At 55.9% G+C, this 16444-nt stretch carries 9 protein-coding genes; 3 read left to right on the forward strand and 6 right to left on the reverse strand.

Annotated features, from left to right (window positions below):
- The first annotated feature begins 39 nt into the window (after nt 1-39).
- Nucleotides 40-357, forward strand: coding sequence for a heat shock protein HspQ (hspQ, locus tag ABLU67_RS00425; RefSeq protein ID WP_009651933.1), 318 nt, complete (start codon nt 40-42; stop codon nt 355-357).
- Between the two features lie 458 nt (nt 358-815).
- Nucleotides 816-1517: a helix-turn-helix domain-containing protein gene (locus ABLU67_RS00430; RefSeq protein WP_032749730.1), complete on the forward strand. Its 702-nt coding sequence runs from the start codon at nt 816-818 to the stop codon at nt 1515-1517.
- Between the two features lie 13 nt (nt 1518-1530).
- Here the strand turns inward: ABLU67_RS00430 and ABLU67_RS00435 are convergent, their stop codons facing one another.
- The 6 genes from ABLU67_RS00435 to ABLU67_RS00460 all read right to left on the reverse strand — a co-directional run bounded on the left by ABLU67_RS00435 (nt 1531) and on the right by ABLU67_RS00460 (nt 15092).
- Entirely contained in the window at nt 1531-2469 is a 939-nt protein-coding gene (locus ABLU67_RS00435; RefSeq protein ID WP_148849929.1) for a peptidase, read from the reverse strand.
- Nucleotides 2470-2511: 42 nt separating this feature from the next.
- Nucleotides 2512-5655: a glycosyltransferase gene (locus tag ABLU67_RS00440; protein ID WP_148849928.1), complete on the reverse strand. Its 3144-nt coding sequence runs from the start codon at nt 5653-5655 to the stop codon at nt 2512-2514.
- A gap of 197 nt (nt 5656-5852) precedes the next feature.
- Complete coding sequence (locus ABLU67_RS00445; RefSeq protein ID WP_048263201.1) at nt 5853-7058, reverse strand: HlyD family efflux transporter periplasmic adaptor subunit; 1206 nt, start codon at nt 7056-7058, stop codon at nt 5853-5855.
- Nucleotides 7055-9202, reverse strand: a complete 2148-nt coding sequence (locus ABLU67_RS00450; protein WP_046877472.1) for a type I secretion system permease/ATPase — start codon at nt 9200-9202, stop codon at nt 7055-7057. Before ABLU67_RS00450 ends, ABLU67_RS00445 begins: the two co-directional genes overlap by 4 nt.
- Complete coding sequence (locus ABLU67_RS00455; protein WP_025106164.1) at nt 9199-10635, reverse strand: TolC family outer membrane protein; 1437 nt, start codon at nt 10633-10635, stop codon at nt 9199-9201. Before ABLU67_RS00455 ends, ABLU67_RS00450 begins: the two co-directional genes overlap by 4 nt.
- Nucleotides 10636-10802: 167 nt before the next feature.
- Entirely contained in the window at nt 10803-15092 is a 4290-nt protein-coding gene (locus tag ABLU67_RS00460) for a type I secretion C-terminal target domain-containing protein (RefSeq protein ID WP_348852101.1), read from the reverse strand.
- Nucleotides 15093-15132: 40 nt separating this feature from the next.
- Between ABLU67_RS00460 and ABLU67_RS00465 the strand changes: the two genes are divergently transcribed.
- A partial coding sequence (locus ABLU67_RS00465; RefSeq protein WP_348852102.1) for a hypothetical protein occupies nt 15133-16444 on the forward strand: 1312 nt, incomplete at its 3' end.

Here is a 16444-nt window from a genome sequence, read left to right on the forward strand (position 1 = left end):
CCGCATATAGCAGGTAATCATGTCTCCCAGGAGGTGCTTATGATAGCCAGCAAATTCGGTATCGGCCAACAAGTTCGCCACACGCTTTTGGGCTACCTGGGCGTGATCGTCGATGTCGATCCCGAGTACTCGCTCACGGAGCCGGAAGAGGATGAAATCGCCGCTAACGACGAACTGCGCCTTGCGCCCTGGTATCATGTGGTGATGGAAGACGATGATGGCCAGCCGATTCACACTTATCTCGCAGAAGCGCAGCTGAGCAGCGAGCCCAGCGACGAACATCCTGAACAGCCGTCGCTGGACGAACTGGCCAGAACCATTCGCCAGCAGCTGCAGGCGCCTCGATTGCGCAACTAGTCATTTGTGGGTTTTACGCCTGGATTCCGCCAGGTTTAAAACCCCGTTGGCTATTTTCATCTCCTCCTTGCCGCCGCGTATGCGGCAAATAGGATAAAAAATAAACGCCGCGCTTTTTTATTTAATAAACACATATACCTATCTGACTCACTCCGCTTATCGCCGCGTTAAAAAATCAAAAACGAAGCGAGAAATTCCTCACGCGCAATAACATGACTTTTTGCGCAAAAAGACCAGCCGCAAAAAAAGATCTACCTGGCTTAAAAAAACAATAAAAAAAATCAATTTATATTGACTAATATGAATTACAGGTTTTAGATTACAAATCGTAATTTATAGCAGGAAAATAATCCTGGCAATGTTCGATAAGTTGCCAACAGAAAGCATATTATTGATTATTAGACGCGTACAACATCCATTCAATAATATTTTCAACTCATTGTTTTAAAAGGGTAACAATGAAGAGGAATAATCACTCGCTGCTCCGCGATGAAATTTTAAGCAAAGTCGTGAAGCCCACCGATCATATTGAAAAATTGATTGAGATAATCGCTAAAGAGCATACGCCCTGCACCATTAGCAAAAAACGCAACATCAGCCTGACGCGGAATGGTGAAAGACAGTGCCTCATTTTATTCGACGGGAGCGTGGCGTTAAACCGCATAAGCGATGGGATGATCCTTAATGCTGAAAGCGCGCCGTTTATTTTTGGCGCCAGCTGCCAGCTGGCATATACCCGCCATCTGTATGTTAAAACGAAAGAAACATCGCGCTTGCTTTTGATTCCACAACGTTTTTTTCATGAGCAGGTCGTCAAATATCATCTCTGGCAATCGCTGGCGATGCTGCAGGATTATAGTTCGGCCAAAGTCTATGCCCATTGCATGACGATATCACAACTCTCCGCATACGAAATTATACGTACCCATCTGCTCGAACTTATTGATGAACCAAATGCAATTAAGAATAACATCACTGCTGTGAATTATATTATGGACCACTCTTTTTTGTCCCGCAGCGGCATCATGCGGGTATTATCGAAGCTGAAGAGTGACGGCTATATCCATTTATCGCGCGGCATCCTGACGGATATTATTGATCTGCCGGAAAAGATGAACAGGCTTTATTCAAAATCCGGGCCCGCGCAGCCAGCAGAATGAGTATGCATACCGCTTATTTTTTATTCTGCGCCGTCGCGGCTAACGCCTGGCAAATCAGGCGACTGTACCGCCCGTCACGCTGCTGCTGTTCACTCCAGCGGATATTGGGCAGCTTCATTTCACCAGAAATGCGCCGGCTGCTGAGCGCAAGCTGCTGAAAAAAAGGCGCCAGCATCGCGCCGCCGGGTACCGTCCGGGTTTGAAACACCGGGCTGCCATCGACATAGCGATACGCCAGCGCGTTATCCGGCACTAGCGTGGCGGCAAACGCCTGCTGCGCATAGCTGGCCCAAAAGGTGGCCGCGCTATAGCCGCGAGAAACGTTGCTCTCGCAGGCAACCTCCCCGGATGAAGGCACAACTCTTTCCTGCGCGGGTCTGAAGGTATTTTCCATCCAGCGCGCCATACCTTCCAGGTACCATTTCTGTTTAAAAACCCCGTAGCCGTATTGATACAAATGGAATAATTCATGCGCTGGCGTAATGTTGCGCGCCGGCCGCAGCGCGGCGTTAAGGACAATTTTTAAGCCGCAGGGCAGCGCCGTTCCGTCACCCATGGTTTCTGCCGCCACCCGATCGAAGGCCAGGCCGTGACCTTTGGGGAGCGTCAGCAGGTAGATGTTGATCTGTCGGGCCTGGCGATAAATTTTCTGCTGCAGCGGCGAGCGCAGGCCCAGCAGCGAGGTGTAGAGATATTTCGCAGCCTGGAGCTGGCTCGCAATGTCTTTCACGACATCCGGCACGCCGTCGCCGGTACTATCCTGCGGATATTGCAGGGCGTCCCTACCCTGCAGGCTGTAGTAAATATGAAAGTCATCCGCGACGTGCGCTTTTTCCAGGCGATGCGCATGAAGCAAAGAGCCGGGAACGCAGCGGGAAACCTGCACAACATCGCGCGCCAGCAGCGGCGAACAGCAGCAGGATGCCAGCAGGAGCGCGATGACTCGCCTCATCGCCACGCCTGAGGGCTGCGGGAATAAAAAAGGCGCTGACGGTTAGCCAACGTTAACCGCCCGAGGACGCTTTTTTTCCAGCCCGTTTCCGCGCTCCGCGCCGGCATCCAGCTGACGCTCGCTTGTCTGCAGCCATACCGCCCAGCGTCCGGCGATAGCGCTGCCGTAGTAGCGCTGGGCGTTGCGCAGCGCGGCCTGCTGCATACTTTGCTGCAGCGACTTGTCGGAAATAACGGCGATCAGCGCCGCCGCCAGGGCCTCCTCATCGCCGCAGGGCACCAGAATCCCCGCCTCCCTGTCCTGCAGGATGTCGCGCGGACCGTACTTAATGGCAAAGCTAATCAGCGGCGTACCGTAGGCCATCGCCTCCACGGCGGAGAGAGACTGCCCCTCCTGAGTCGAACAAAGTACCGTGCAGCAGGCCGTTTTATGCGCCTGCGCGATGTCGGAGGTGAAGCCGTTGATATGGATCGCCTTCTCCAGCCCCCACTCCGCCACCCGCGCGCTTAAGCTGCGCCGCAGCGGCCCGACCCCGTAGGTGTGCAGCTGCGCATCGGGGATCGCCGTCAGCACTTTACGAAAGGCGTTCAGCAGCAAAGCATGCTGCTTCTCTTCTGAGTAGCGCGCCAGATAAATGACCGTCTGCGACGGCGCTTTCTGCGGGTTCGCCGGAATATTGCCGTTATCGAGATGATTGGGGATCACCGCCATCCGCGCGGCCGGGAAGCCCTCCAGCTGCAGGTCCTGCCACTGCTCATCGGTGAGGACAATCAGCCGATCGACAAGCTCCGGCTGTTCGAGGATATGCCGGTAGGAGCTTTTCAGCGCGCCGTTAGACAGCTGATGATGGGAGTGAATAATCGCGCTCAGCGTACACGCCATGCGCTGTGCGGGCCGCGAGCAGACGAAGCTTTTCCACGTTTTATTTTTATCGACGATAAAATGCCAGCGCCCTTTTTCCGCCAGCCGGGTTTCCAGCATCCACGCATAAAACGCCTCTTCCTGAGCAAAGCGTTTGACTTCGCCGCCCGCCAGGGCAATTTCAAGATGGCTTAGCTGCACGTTGCCCTTTTTCTCGTCAAAGCTTTTGCGCAGCAGAATATTACCGGCGCTATCAATGTAGTCTTCGATGATTCTCCCCTGCGGACGCAGCAAGAAGTTGTGTTTACCCACCGCGACATCCGCGCCGGGATTGACGGCATGCCTGAGCTCGATATTGCCCACCAGCGGCGCCAGCGCAGCGATCGCGTTCATCTCAAAGCAATCGCTGAGCCACTCATAGAGGTTATAAACCGGCACCTCTTCGGGCAGCGCGCCGCGTGCTTTCAGCGCCCGCACCGCTCTGGACAATTCGGGATTCCACGTCGCGGTAACTATCCAGGGCACGGTGCGCAAATGTTCGGTAAAGAGCTTCGCCCGCCGCATGGCCGCCACCTCAATACCGTTGCCGACGTCGCGCAGCGTCTCCAGCAGAAAAACGGGGATCGCGTTATTCGAAGGCGGCGCGTCGTCCTGCGGGAGCAGCGGCTTTTTTGCCGCTAAATGGTATTTCTGATAGGCGATAAAGCCGGAAAGGTAGTGCTCGACGTCATCGATACGCACGCGGTAGCTGTGGTGGCGAATAAAGAAGCTGTTGACGATCCGTGCGGGATTTTTAAAAAACATCGCCAGCTCAGGCCAGAAGAAGCCGTTCAGCAAATAGCGCGCCCGAACTTCCAGCGCCTGCCAGAACTTCTGCTGGTCAAAATCCGCCAGCAGATGGCGATGCTCGGGCGAAGCGTCCAGACGGGTCACCATCTCAGACGCCGCCATCATTAATTCCAGCAGAGTGGGATAGGTGGTGACGCGATGCAGCACAAAATCAAGATGATCGCGCACGTTGTTCAGGCCAAAGCGAAAGTACTTCTCTTCCGGGCGAAAGCGGGTTAACTCATTAACGCAGTAGCTCAGCCAGTGGTCATGGTGCTGCCAGTGCTTATTTTTAATGAAATAGGCGAAGGCTTTTTCCACCATCTCCAGCCACTGCGGCGCTTTGGTCAGGCCGTACAGGCGCATAAGAGCAAAAGCCGCTTCGCCATCGTAATAAATGATGCGGAATTTGGCTTTCAGCGACAGATCGTGGCTATTCAATACGTGAACAAACTGGCCGCTGAGCGGATCCTGCATAAAGGCAATGCCGGTCGCCAGCTGCGCCATCAGCGGCAGATATTGCCGGTCTCCGGTCGTTTCGGTGTATTTCACCAGCGCCAGGATACTTACCGCGTTACCGCCGAGCTTGATCTCATCGCCCACGTCGCAGAGAAACGCCGCCTCGCGGCCATCGTCCAGCGTCCGTACTTCAATCAGCGTGTTAACCAGGTACGCAATCGCGCGGTCTATCGCCTGACGAACCGACGGCTGACGGGTCGCTTCCCAGCCCTCAATCAGCGAATAGGTGGAGCTGGCGTGGCGCAGCGCGTTATAGGATCGGACCGGGCGGTCGAAACAGGGAAACCAGCCGTAATGGTAGAGGCCGTCTTGCTTTACCTGACGGGCAAGATAATCGGTGCCTTTTTTAATCACCTCGGCGAGGCACTCGTCCTGCCAGTTTTCCCCGATAACGCGATAGCCGGAACCTCGCCCGCTCTGCTCCATCACTTTTGTCCCAAAACGATCGCAGAAGATCCCCTGCGTTTTAAAGCGCCAGAGCGGCTGCTGCGGATCCTGCGGCCAGCTAAGCGTCTGTTTAAACCGCCGCCGGGCGTAGTTTTCCAGATTGACGCTATTCGGCGCCACGACGCCGTTATCGCCATCGTAGAGCAGCGCGTTGCCGGCAATTTCCTGCTCGAGCATTGCGCAATTAAACTGCGGGTCAAACGCGAGGCCAAAGCGAAAATAGTTACGCTTGGTGACCATGAATTTTTCATTGAGGGATTGCCAGCTGAGCTTTTCCACGCTGTCCACGACGTCAACCCGCAGCCACTGCGGTTCGCTGTCCTGTTTTTTACGCCACTCCTGCAGCGCTCTGGCCCCCGCCAGCCACGCGAGATCGAAGCTGGTACCGCGAGAAATATGCATATGCGCGCGTGATTGGCCATCGCTGACGCTAAAGAAGATTACCCATGCCGGATAGTCAGAGGGCAATACGGTGGATTTTAATTTTTTCGCCTGAAAGCAGGCTTGTTGCAGTAAATCACTTAGCGCCATCTTCCCCTCTCCGTTTATTCAAGAATGCGTTGAATGTTTAAAAATTATTATCAGAGACTGCAAACAAACCCATTTTAGATATTGCGCCGATGGCTCGGCCCGGCACACTCCCCGGAGGCGGCGCTCAACGCGCCTTGTCCGGGCTAGCGGACCGCAAACGGCGATGACCCGTAGCCGATAAGAAGCTCGCCCGTTGATTAACGTTCCCTTAAGGCTTCTTTTGCCCGATTAAACGGTTTGACCAGATAATCCATGACCGTTTTTTCGCCGGTCTTAATATCAACGGTGGCAATCATTCCCGGGCCAATTAAAAAACGCTTGCCGCTTTTATTTTCCAGGTAATCATAGTCAGTGCGAATAAACACCCGATAGTAGTAAACATCCGGTTTAGCTTCATCCTGAGTGGTATCCGGCGATATGGTTTCCACCACGCCGTTCAGCGCGCCATAGATGGCATAATCATAGGCGGTAATTTTCACCAGCGCCTGCTGGTCAGGATGAATAAAAGCGATATCACGAGGTGAAATCCGCGCTTCGATTAATAACCGGCCATCGACCGGAACAATTTCCATCAGCTCGCCGTTGGGCGCAATAACCCCACCAATCGTATTGACCTTAATATTTTTAACGATCCCCTGCACCGGCGAACGGACGGTTAAGCGCGTGACCGAATCGGCGCGCCCCTTTATCACTTCCGCCAGGCTGGCCACGTCGGCATTGGCTTTTGACAGCTGTTCACGCGCGTCAACAAAATAGCGGGTATTGAGATCGATCTTTTTAAAACTAATATCCGCGACCTGCTGGCGAAGACGCAGCACTTCGACATTGCTCGCCGCCCCGGTTTTCGCCAGCCTTTCGGTGATGGCCAGTTCGCTATTCACCAGTTTTAACGACTCGTCGAGCTGGCGCGTCGATTTGCTCAGCTGCTCTTTGCGGCTATGGTACAGACGCGTCTCCTCCGCCAGCAGCGCGGGCCAGGCTTTCAGGGAGTCGGGAAACGCCAGCGGCTGATTGTTCACCTCGGCGGTTAAGCGAATGCTCGCCGCCAGCGAGGCGCGATATTTCGCCTGGCTTTCGCCGACGTTAGATTCGCTGCGGGTGGGATCGAGGCGCGCCACAACCTGTCCGGCTTGTACCTTGCTGCCTTCCCGTACGTTCAGCTCGGTTAAAATACCGCCGTCGAGGGTTTGTATCACCTGCTCCCGCGAGCTGGGGATCACTTTTCCGGTACCGGTTGAGACTTCGTCCAGTACCGCGAACCATGCCCAGACGCAGCCCACCAGCAGCATAACGGCCAGCAGGAGAATCAGCCGCCGCGATTTAACAATTTTCGCCTCGTCTTCTTCGCTATCCGGCAGCAGCGCCACCGGGTCGTGATCGGCCATCAGGGGGATTTTATTCATATATTCACCACCTGGCCGCGGGCTTTCTCTTGCTCAAAAACCGTTGCTTTGGGTTTATCCAGCGCCAGCTGCCCGTCCTGGATAACCAGGATCCGGTCGACGATATTAAGCACCGCCGCTTTATGCGTGGCGATGATCATCGTTCGATCGCCGGCCCACTGCGCCAGCTGTTCCACAAAGGCCTTTTCCGTTCGCTCGTCGAAAAACGAGGTCGGTTCATCGAGCAGGATAATGTTCGGATCGCGCAGCAGCGTCCTGGCCAGCAGCAGCGACTGCCGCTGGCCGCCTGAAAGCCCCAGCCCGCCTTCCATAATGACGTGTTCAAGACCGAGGGGCAGTTTGCGCACAAACTCCAGCGCGCCGCACAGGGTAAGCACCGAGAAGATTTCATCATCCGTCGCCGCCGGTCGCCCGAGGATCAGGTTCTCGCGCAGGGTGCCGTGGAACAGCCGCGCCTCCTGGGTCAGCAAGGTGGCGTTGCGGCGAATATCCGCGAGGTCGATCTGCGGCAGGCTTAAATCATCCAGCCGCAGCTCGCCCGAAACCAGCTCGACGTTGCCCATCATCGCCTGCAGCAGGGTCGATTTACCGGCGCCGATTCGCCCAAGGATGGCGATTCTCTCGCCGGCTTTAATGGATAACTGGTTGATACGCAGCGGGATCGCGGCATCGTTAAGGCCGTAGCGGAATTCCGCCTGCCGGAACTCGTAGTTGCCGTGCAGCACGGCGCGGTGAACCCGGGTTTCGTCCTGCCCCCCTTCGACCGGCAGCGCCATCAGGTTATCAAGGCTGGCCTTCGCCGTTTTCACCTGCTGCCAGCGAGCGAGTACGCCGCACAGCGCGGTCATCGGCGCCACCATGCGGGTCGAGAGCATTGATGCCGCCACCATCGCCCCGGTGGTGATGTCGCCATTAATCACCAGCGGCGCGCCGACCACCACCACCGTGGCATAGAGCAGGTTTTGCACCGACATTCCCCAGCTGACCAGGCCGTGGGTGAGCCTGCGCGTTTTGACCCCCGACTCGGCGGTAATGGCAATATAACTATTCCACTGATGCAAAAAGCGGCTTTCCGCCTGCATCATTTTGATGTCCTGCAACCCCTGAATGCTTTCCACCAGAATGGCGTTACGCAAGGTATTTTCATGCTGGTTTTTATTGGCCAGCGCCGCGAGCTTGCGCTGCAGCAGCAGGCCGGGCAGGATCATCAGAATCGTCGCCACCGGCGCAATCCAGCTTAGCCACGGCGAGACGATAAACAGCACCACCTGAAACAGCAAAAAGAACGGTAAATCCGCCACGATGGTCATCATCGTTGAGGTCATCATTTCGCGCACCTGCTCCAGCTCGCGGATTTGCGAAATAAAGCTCCCCGTCGAGCGCGGTACCGCGCTGTTTTTCAGGCGCAGCGCGTGGCCGAAGACCCGGTCAGAAACGCGAATATCCCCGCGTTTGCCGAGCAGATCCGTGACGTGCCCGCGCATAATTTTCAGCACAAAAGCAAATACTGCCGCCAGCAATACGCCGCTGAACAGGACATAAAGAGTGGGATAAGACTGCGCCGGGATCACCCGATCGTAAACCTGCATCGAAAACAGAATACCGCTCAGCGCAAGAACGTTTATGGCAAAAGACGCCAGCATCACGTGCAGATAGGGGCGAATATCTTTCAGCACAATTTTGCGCAGCCAGTCCGGCTGAAAGCGGGCCAGGTAGCTCTCGGTGCGAATATCCCTTTCCGGCGCTGACGGGCGAAACGCAATGGTCTTTTCAATTTCCGGCAGCAGGGTTTCCAGCGGGCAGTAGCTGAGCAGCGCGAGCTCCTTCACAAACCGCACCCCGACGGCGTTATTAACGTCAAAGCTTTCGAGCACGGCGACTTGCCCGTCGCGCAGCTGGACGACCAGCGGTAGCCGCCAGGCCGACATTTTCTCATCGCCCGGAGATAAAAACTGGCAGTTTAGCCCGGCGTGGCGCGCCAGGTGCCGGAGCGCCTCCGGCAGGGTTTTCTGCGTCGCCCACTCGGCGGCGGCATGCAGCGTGCCGGGAGAAAAGCTTTGTCGATAGTGGTTGGCAATAAAAGCAATCGCATTAGACCAATCGAGCAAATGCGGTATCCCGGCGCGTTCGTTTTGTGAGGTCATGGGCGGATCTCCACGCCCTGGATATTTTGCTTTTCCAGCGCGAACACCGAGCGCATCTTGCCGGTGCTGAACAGGCAGTCCAGCTCCAGCGAACGCAGTTGTGATTCCGTCAGGACCTGGCTAAATCTGGCCTGGTAAATTTCCTGATCGACGTTGAGCAGATCCAGCAGCGGCCGCGAGCCGAGCTGAAGATACTGATCCTGATACAGCGCCCGGGTTTGCTCACCCAGCTGCTGCTGACGTTTCTGAATCCCCAGCGACTGGGCAAGATTAACCGCTTCATCGCGAGAGGCGTTCAGCTTCTGGCTGGCGTCCAGCTGGGCGGTTTTGATCGCCGCATTCGCCGCCGCCAGACTTTGCTGGGCGGCGTCGCGGGAGGCGGTCATCGCACCGCCCTGATAGATGGGCATTTGCACTTTCACCCAGGCGGAGTATTGCGTTTTATTCAGTACCGCGCTGTTGGCGTAGTTATCGTTGAGGTAATGGGTGACTTCCGGCTCAAGGGAAATCGTCGGCAGCATTTGCGCGTTGGCGTTATCCAGCTGAGCCTGAGCCTGGCCGGCCTGGGCCAGCGCCGCTAATACCGCCGGAACAGAGCGGTAATCGATTTTGGATACCGCGCAGGCGGCGTCCATCCCCTGCGGAAGGTCATCCGTCACCGTGGCAATGCCGCCGATGCCGATATAGGTCGCGAGCGTGGCTTTCCAGCGCTGAAGGGCCGCCTGATATTGCAGGAGCGTAGATTGCGCGCCCTCCACGCGGGTATCGGTCTGCACAACGTCCGATAACGATGACGCCCCCGCATCGTTGCGCTGGCGAATAAGATCGCCAATCTGTTTAAGCGAATTGACCTGCGCTTTAGCGATGTCGACCAGCTTTTGATAGCCCTGCACCTGCACTACCGCCGCGGCGGTGTCGTGAGCGACCTGGTCGATATTCAGCATGACGGTGGCCTGCTGCTGGGCCACGCCGGAGTCGGCGGCCCTGACCGAACTGGACACTTTGCCGAAGTCGTAAAGCATTTGCGATACCGAGACGACCAGCGATGGCGTATATCCGGCATCAGAATAAGTATTACTATAACCATTATTCATACCCGCACTAATTTGCGGGTAATATTTGGCTTTCGCCACGTCAACTTTCTGCGCCATTTCCTGGAGTTTGCTGACCTCCTGGGTAATCGCCGGATGCCAGTTGACCGCATTTTTTACCGCTTTTTTAATATCCAGCGGGCCGGATATTCGGGTCTGGCTATTAATAATCTCTTCATTGTACCCCGCGACCTGTTGGCTATCGGTTAAACGCTGGCTGCTAATATCATTCGGCATTAAGTATGAATTTTCCGCATGACCTGAAAACGGCGGATTCAAAGCAATAAAGAGAGCGGTATAGCCGCAGGTTATGACATTCCTTTTTTGTTTAAATAGACGCATCAAATTTACCCTTCAGAATTCACGCACTGAAAAAACGGATATAATAATTTCCGCATCATTATTTTTATTAAATAACGGTCTGCTATCTCCCGGATCGCTGCCCGATTCATTCCTCCGCAATAAATAATCTGGACGGCACTTCCGTGTGCCGTTCGCTATAACGCCGATTAATTGGAGTTATTTGTATCAAGCAGCTCGTTGAGCGAATTGATATGCACCCCTTCCAGCGTAATTAAGGTTGTTGATTGATGATCACCGGCCCCGCCGTCGCGGTCGATGGATACCACCGTGTTATTGCCAACGTAGCTCAGGGTCACATAGTTGCCCAGACTGCTGCTGTTCCCATCCCAGTCAACCAGTAGCGCCGACACATCGATATGATCCCCTTGCGCAACCGAGAAATCCTTCCAGGTATCGCTGCCGTTGCCGCCGGTATTGTCATCGGCCAGCAGGTTGTAAACCACCGTGTCGGCCCCGATACCCAGGGTGAAGGTATCGTCATAAGCGGTGCTGTGGATATCGTCGCCGTTCACGCTGCCGGTAATCTGCGGATGCAGATCGATGGTCAGCGTCGCCGCGGAAGAAACGCCATTGCTGTCGTTTACCGTGTAGGCGAAGACCTCCTTGTGCGTGATTGTCGACACATCCATCCCTGCCTTCAGACTGTAGGTATAAGAACCATTATTCGCCATCGTCAGGGTGCCATAGTCACCGTAAATTGTGACGCTGCTTCCGGTTACTGCGCTACCGTTGCTGGTGGTGATACTGCCATTACTGTTGAAGGTCCAGGATTCGGCACTGCCAGAGGAAGTATGTCCGGCGACGGTGTATGAGGCATACAGCACGCCATGGAAATCTTCCGTACCGCCCGAGTTGTTTCCGTTCTGGATATTCCCGCTGACGTTGGTTCCTGCCACCGTATAATGCGTTGCGGTATCGAACGTTGTACCGGTGATAGAAGCTCCAACCGTATAATTCGGCGCTGGCGTTAAGAAAGAATCCAGAGTGGCGGTGGCTTTCGAAGCCAGGACCATCTCGTAATTTCCTTCGCTCAATGCCACACCCGTTAGCGTTAGCGTATCCGTAGCGCTAGCTGTTGCGCCGATAATCGTGGTCAGATTTTCTGTCGGTACCCCCTGCCACACCAGAACCTTACTGCCGTCGCCGAGCACATGATAAATACTGACCGTGCTGTCAATCCTGACGGTATTGACCACCGAGCCACTTGCGGTGTAGTTCACATTCACCGAGAGGGTATCCATTTCGCGATCGGCCCCCACGCTAAAGCTAATCGACTTACTCGCTGATACTCCGCCCGTTGTCGACTTACCGCTTGTGTTCAGCCCCGCGGTGTCAATCGCCGGAACATTCACCGTTGCCAGCGCCGTTGCCACGTTCAGCGCAACGACATCATTCACCGCCAGCGAAGCCGGGCTGTCGATATCGATCGTCAGCGTCGTGCTCGCCGTGTGGCCCAGACTGTCGGTTATGGTGTAGGTAAAGACCTCCGATTGGCCGACGCTATTCACTCCGCCGTACGGCTGATAGGTATAGCTACCGTCGCTATGGATGGTCAGCGATCCCCAGGCACCGGCTATCGTCGTTCCGCTGCTGGTGACCGATACCGGATCGGCGTCGGTCACCGAGGTGGCGGTGACGCTCGTCACCTTAATATTTACCCCGGTGTCCGCCACATCGCCGTCGCCATCGCTTTGCAGGACGTTCCCCGTCAGGCTGTCGGTGTGATAGCCCTCAGAGTCGGTGACCGACACGTTGACAAAGGTGCCCAGGTTCAGGTCCAGCAGCGCGCCCAACAGACCGCCGGTATTCGGTGAAGAGACCACCGCCGTGTACGACCCTGAAGGTAACATTGAGGACCAGCCGCCGCCGCTATAGCCCAGGCTGAGACCCAGTCCATTAACATTAATGTTGACGGCGTTGGTCAGAACCTGCACCACTTCGCCGGTCGCCTTATCGACGATAGAGAGATCCGCCGTAAAGGACGATGCGCCACCCAGCAGGCTCAGCAACGTGCTCAGGGCCGCGCCCAGGCTCAGGCCGGTGGTCCCAGAGACAGCGAGCAGCACTTTTTCGTTTGCCCCCGCGGCGACGTCAAAGTCAAAACTATTGCCGTTGAGTAAGCCAACGTTGACGGAACCAAGTAACGAGACGCCGACAAGTTGGCCAACGGTACCGCTTTCTCCGTTGAGGGTATCGAACGTCGCGGTCAGATCCGTTTCCTGAGCATCCGGATTGGCCTGCGCCGGTTCGATGTTGCCGCCGATATTAATCGTCAGGTTAGTCGTCGAGGTATTGCCCGCTTCATCGGTAATGGTATAGCTAAAGACATCCGATTGACCGATAGCGGCCCCGCCTTTGGTCAACTGGTAGCTATAGCTGCCATCAGAGTGAATCGTCAGTACCCCATAAGCCCCGGTGATATTGACGCCAGCGCTGGTCACGTTAACCGGGGTCGATCCGTCGACGGAGTCCGATACCGCGCTGGTGACCGAGATGCCCTGACCGCTATCCTGCATATCGCCGCTGGCTGTGGTATCCAGCACGTTACCTTCAATGGCGCCGACGCTGTAGCCAACGGAATCCGTCACGTCCACGTTGACGAAGCTTGCCACCTGGGCCGCCGCCAGCGCGTTGATCAACGATACCAGGGGGCCGTTACTTTCCGGCGCAGAGATAACCATGGTGTAGTCGCCCGCCGGCAGATTGGCGAAGGAGACCGTGCCGTTATAGGAGAGCCCGCCAAGCAGGCTCGCCGAGATAGAGACGCTGTTTTCCGCAATCGCCACGACTTCGCCGGTGGCCGTATTCACCACCGACAGATCGGCCGTCAGGGTATTTCCTGCTCCCAGCAGGTTGACGATAGTGGTCAGCAATCCGCTCGCCGTCAGCAGCGAGTTGCCGTTCACCGATACCGTCATATCCTCAACGGTTCCGGAACCCACGCTAAAGCGCAGATTATTGCCCGACAGCAGCGAGACATCGACGGTGCTGAGTAACGTCAGGCCAACCAGTTGACCGCTGGTACCGCTGACGTTGTTCAGGTTACCTTCCAGCGCGACAACGTCCGGGCTGTTGCTATCGGGGATGGCCTCGATATCGCTGTCGGAATCCGAGTCGCTGTCGGAGTCGGAATCACTATCAGAATCCGAGTCGCTGTCAGAGTCGGAGTCGCTGTCGGAATCACTATCAGAATCCGAGTCGCTGTCAGAGTCCGAGTCGCTGTCCGAATCCGAGTCGCTGTCTGAGTCCGAGTCACTGTCAGAATCGGAATCGCTGTCGGAATCAGAATCGCTGTCAGAATCCGAGTCGCTGTCAGAATCCGAGTCGCTGTCGGAATCGGAGTCGCTGTCAGAGTCCGAATCGCTGTCGGAATCCGAGTCGCTGTCAGAATCTGAGTCACTGTCGGAGTCAGAGTCACTGTCAGAATCTGAGTCACTGTCGGAGTCAGAGTCGCTATCGGAATCCGAATCACTGTCGGAGTCGGAATCACTGTCAGAATCCGAATCGCTGTCGGAATCCGAATCGCTGTCGGAATCCGAGTCACTGTCAGAATCCGAGTCACTGTCAGAATCCGAGTCACTGTCAGAATCCGAATCACTGTCGGAGTCAGAGTCGCTGTCCGAATCGGAATCACTGTCGGAGTCGGAGTCGGAGTCGGAGTCGGAATCAGCATCGCTATCCGTATCATCGGCCAGGCCAATATTAATGGTCAGCGTCGTCGTTGCCGTATCGCCATCCGCATCCGTAATGGTGTAGGTAAAGACCTCCGTTTGACCGACAGAGTCAGCGTCTCCGGTCGCGTGATAGGTGTAAGAACCATCGGCATAGATCACCAGCGTACCGTAGGCGCCCTCAACGATCGTCCCCCCCGAGCTAACCGGTTCCGCCGTTGCCCCCGGAACCGAGGTCGCAATGATGCTGGTCACAGTAATATCCGTACCGGTATCGCCAACGTCCCCACCCGCGTCCGTCTGCAGTACGTTACCGCTGATAATCGCGGACTCGTATCCTACGGAGTCGGTTACCGCCACATCCACCGCGGTCGCTACGCTGAGATTCGCCAGGAAATTCACCAGCGTCGGCAGCAGTCCGGTATTCGTTGGCGACGAAATCACTACCGTATAGTTCCCCTCCGGCAGGTCGCTGAAGCTGGCGCTACCGCTGTAATCCAGGCTGACGCCTCCCGCCGTAATAGTCACCGCATTCGACGCCAGCGCAACCACTTCTCCGGTCACCGTATTCACCACCGCGAGATCGGCCTGGAAGGTATTCGTTCCACCCAGCAGCAGCAGTAGCGTATTAATCAGCGCCGCCGAGCTCAGCGTGGTGCCGCCGGAAATATCCAGTGCCACATCCTGAGTCGTTCCACTCGCGACAGTAAAGTCAAAGTTATTACCGCTAAGCAGCGAAACATCGACCACGCCAAGCAGGTTCACGCCTGTCAGCTGGGTAATCGTACCGTTTACCCCGTCGAGATTGTCATGGTTCTCAGAGATCAGCGCGGTATTGGTATCCGCATTGGCCTGCGGGATATCCGAGTCGCTATCAGAGTCGGCATCGCTGTCCGAATCCGAGTCACTGTCGGAGTCCGAGTCAGAATCGCTGTCGGAATCCGAATCGCTGTCAGAGTCAGAGTCGGCGTCGCTGTCTGAATCCGAATCACTGTCAGAATCCGAATCGCTGTCGGAGTCAGAATCGCTGTCAGAGTCCGAGTCGCTGTCAGAATCCGAGTCGCTGTCGGAATCGGAGTCGCTGTCGGAGTCCGAGTCGCTGTCGGAGTCCGAGTCGCTGTCAGAGTCCGAATCGCTGTCGGAGTCCGAGTCACTGTCCGAATCGGAATCGCTGTCAGACTCCGAATCGCTGTCAGAATCCGAGTCGCTGTCAGAATCGGAATCGCTGTCAGAATCGGAATCGCTGTCAGAGTCGGAATCGCTGTCAGAGTCGGAATCGCTGTCGGAATCGGAGTCGCTGTCTGAATCCGAGTCACTGTCCGAGTCGGAATCACTGTCGGAGTCCGAATCACTGTCGGAGTCCGAATCGCTGTCGGAATCGGAGTCGCTGTCGGAGTCAGCATCGCTGTCCGAGTCGGAATCGCTGTCGGAGTCCGAATCACTGTCGGAATCGGAGTCGCTGTCAGAGTCCGAGTCGCTGTCAGAGTCCGAATCGCTGTCAGAATCCGAATCGCTGTCAGAATCCGAATCACTGTCGGAATCGGCATCGCTGTCAGAGTCGGAATCGCTGTCGGAATCCGAGTCGCTGTCGGAGTCGGAGTCGCTGTCGGAATCCGAATCACTGTCACTATCCGAATCACTGTCGGAGTCCGAATCGCTGTCAGAGTCGGAGTCACTATCGGAGTCCGAATCGCTGTCCGAATCCGAGTCACTATCCGAGTCCGAGTCGCTGTCAGAATCGGAGTCGCTGTCAGAGTCCGAATCGCTGTCTGAATCCGAGTCACTGTCGGAGTCAGAATCGCTGTCCGAATCAGAATCGCTGTCGGAGTCACTATCAGAGTCAGAGTCGCTGTCGGAGTCCGAATCGCTGTCGGAATCCGAGTCACTGTCGGAGTCCGAGTCGCTGTCCGAATCGGAATCACTGTCAGAATCAGAATCACTGTCAGAGTCCGAATCGCTGTCCGAATCCGAGTCGCTGTCAGAGTCGGAATCACTGTCGGAGTCCGAGTCACTGTCGGAGTCCGAGTCACTGTCGGAATCCGAATCGCTGTCGGAGTCAGAGTCGCTGTCAGAGTCGGAATCACTGTCGGAGTCCGAGTCGCTGTCCGAATCCGAAT

Source organism: Klebsiella sp. GN_Kp190, assembly GCF_040061795.1.
GTDB classification, from domain to species: Bacteria; Pseudomonadota; Gammaproteobacteria; order Enterobacterales; family Enterobacteriaceae; genus Klebsiella; species Klebsiella michiganensis.

Excerpts from the sequence above, each read along its gene's own strand:
- ABLU67_RS00450 (WP_046877472.1), bottom strand. The coding sequence starts at position 9,202 with ATGACCTCACAAAACGAACGCGCCGGGATACCGCATTTGCTCGATTGG.
- hspQ (WP_009651933.1), top strand. The coding sequence starts at position 40 with ATGATAGCCAGCAAATTCGGTATCGGCCAACAAGTTCGCCACACGCTT.
- ABLU67_RS00430 (WP_032749730.1), top strand. The coding sequence starts at position 816 with ATGAAGAGGAATAATCACTCGCTGCTCCGCGATGAAATTTTAAGCAAA.
- ABLU67_RS00455 (WP_025106164.1), bottom strand. The coding sequence starts at position 10,635 with ATGCGTCTATTTAAACAAAAAAGGAATGTCATAACCTGCGGCTATACC.
- ABLU67_RS00445 (WP_048263201.1), bottom strand. The coding sequence starts at position 7,058 with ATGAATAAAATCCCCCTGATGGCCGATCACGACCCGGTGGCGCTGCTG.
- ABLU67_RS00440 (WP_148849928.1), bottom strand. The coding sequence starts at position 5,655 with ATGGCGCTAAGTGATTTACTGCAACAAGCCTGCTTTCAGGCGAAAAAA.
- ABLU67_RS00435 (WP_148849929.1), bottom strand. The coding sequence starts at position 2,469 with ATGAGGCGAGTCATCGCGCTCCTGCTGGCATCCTGCTGCTGTTCGCCG.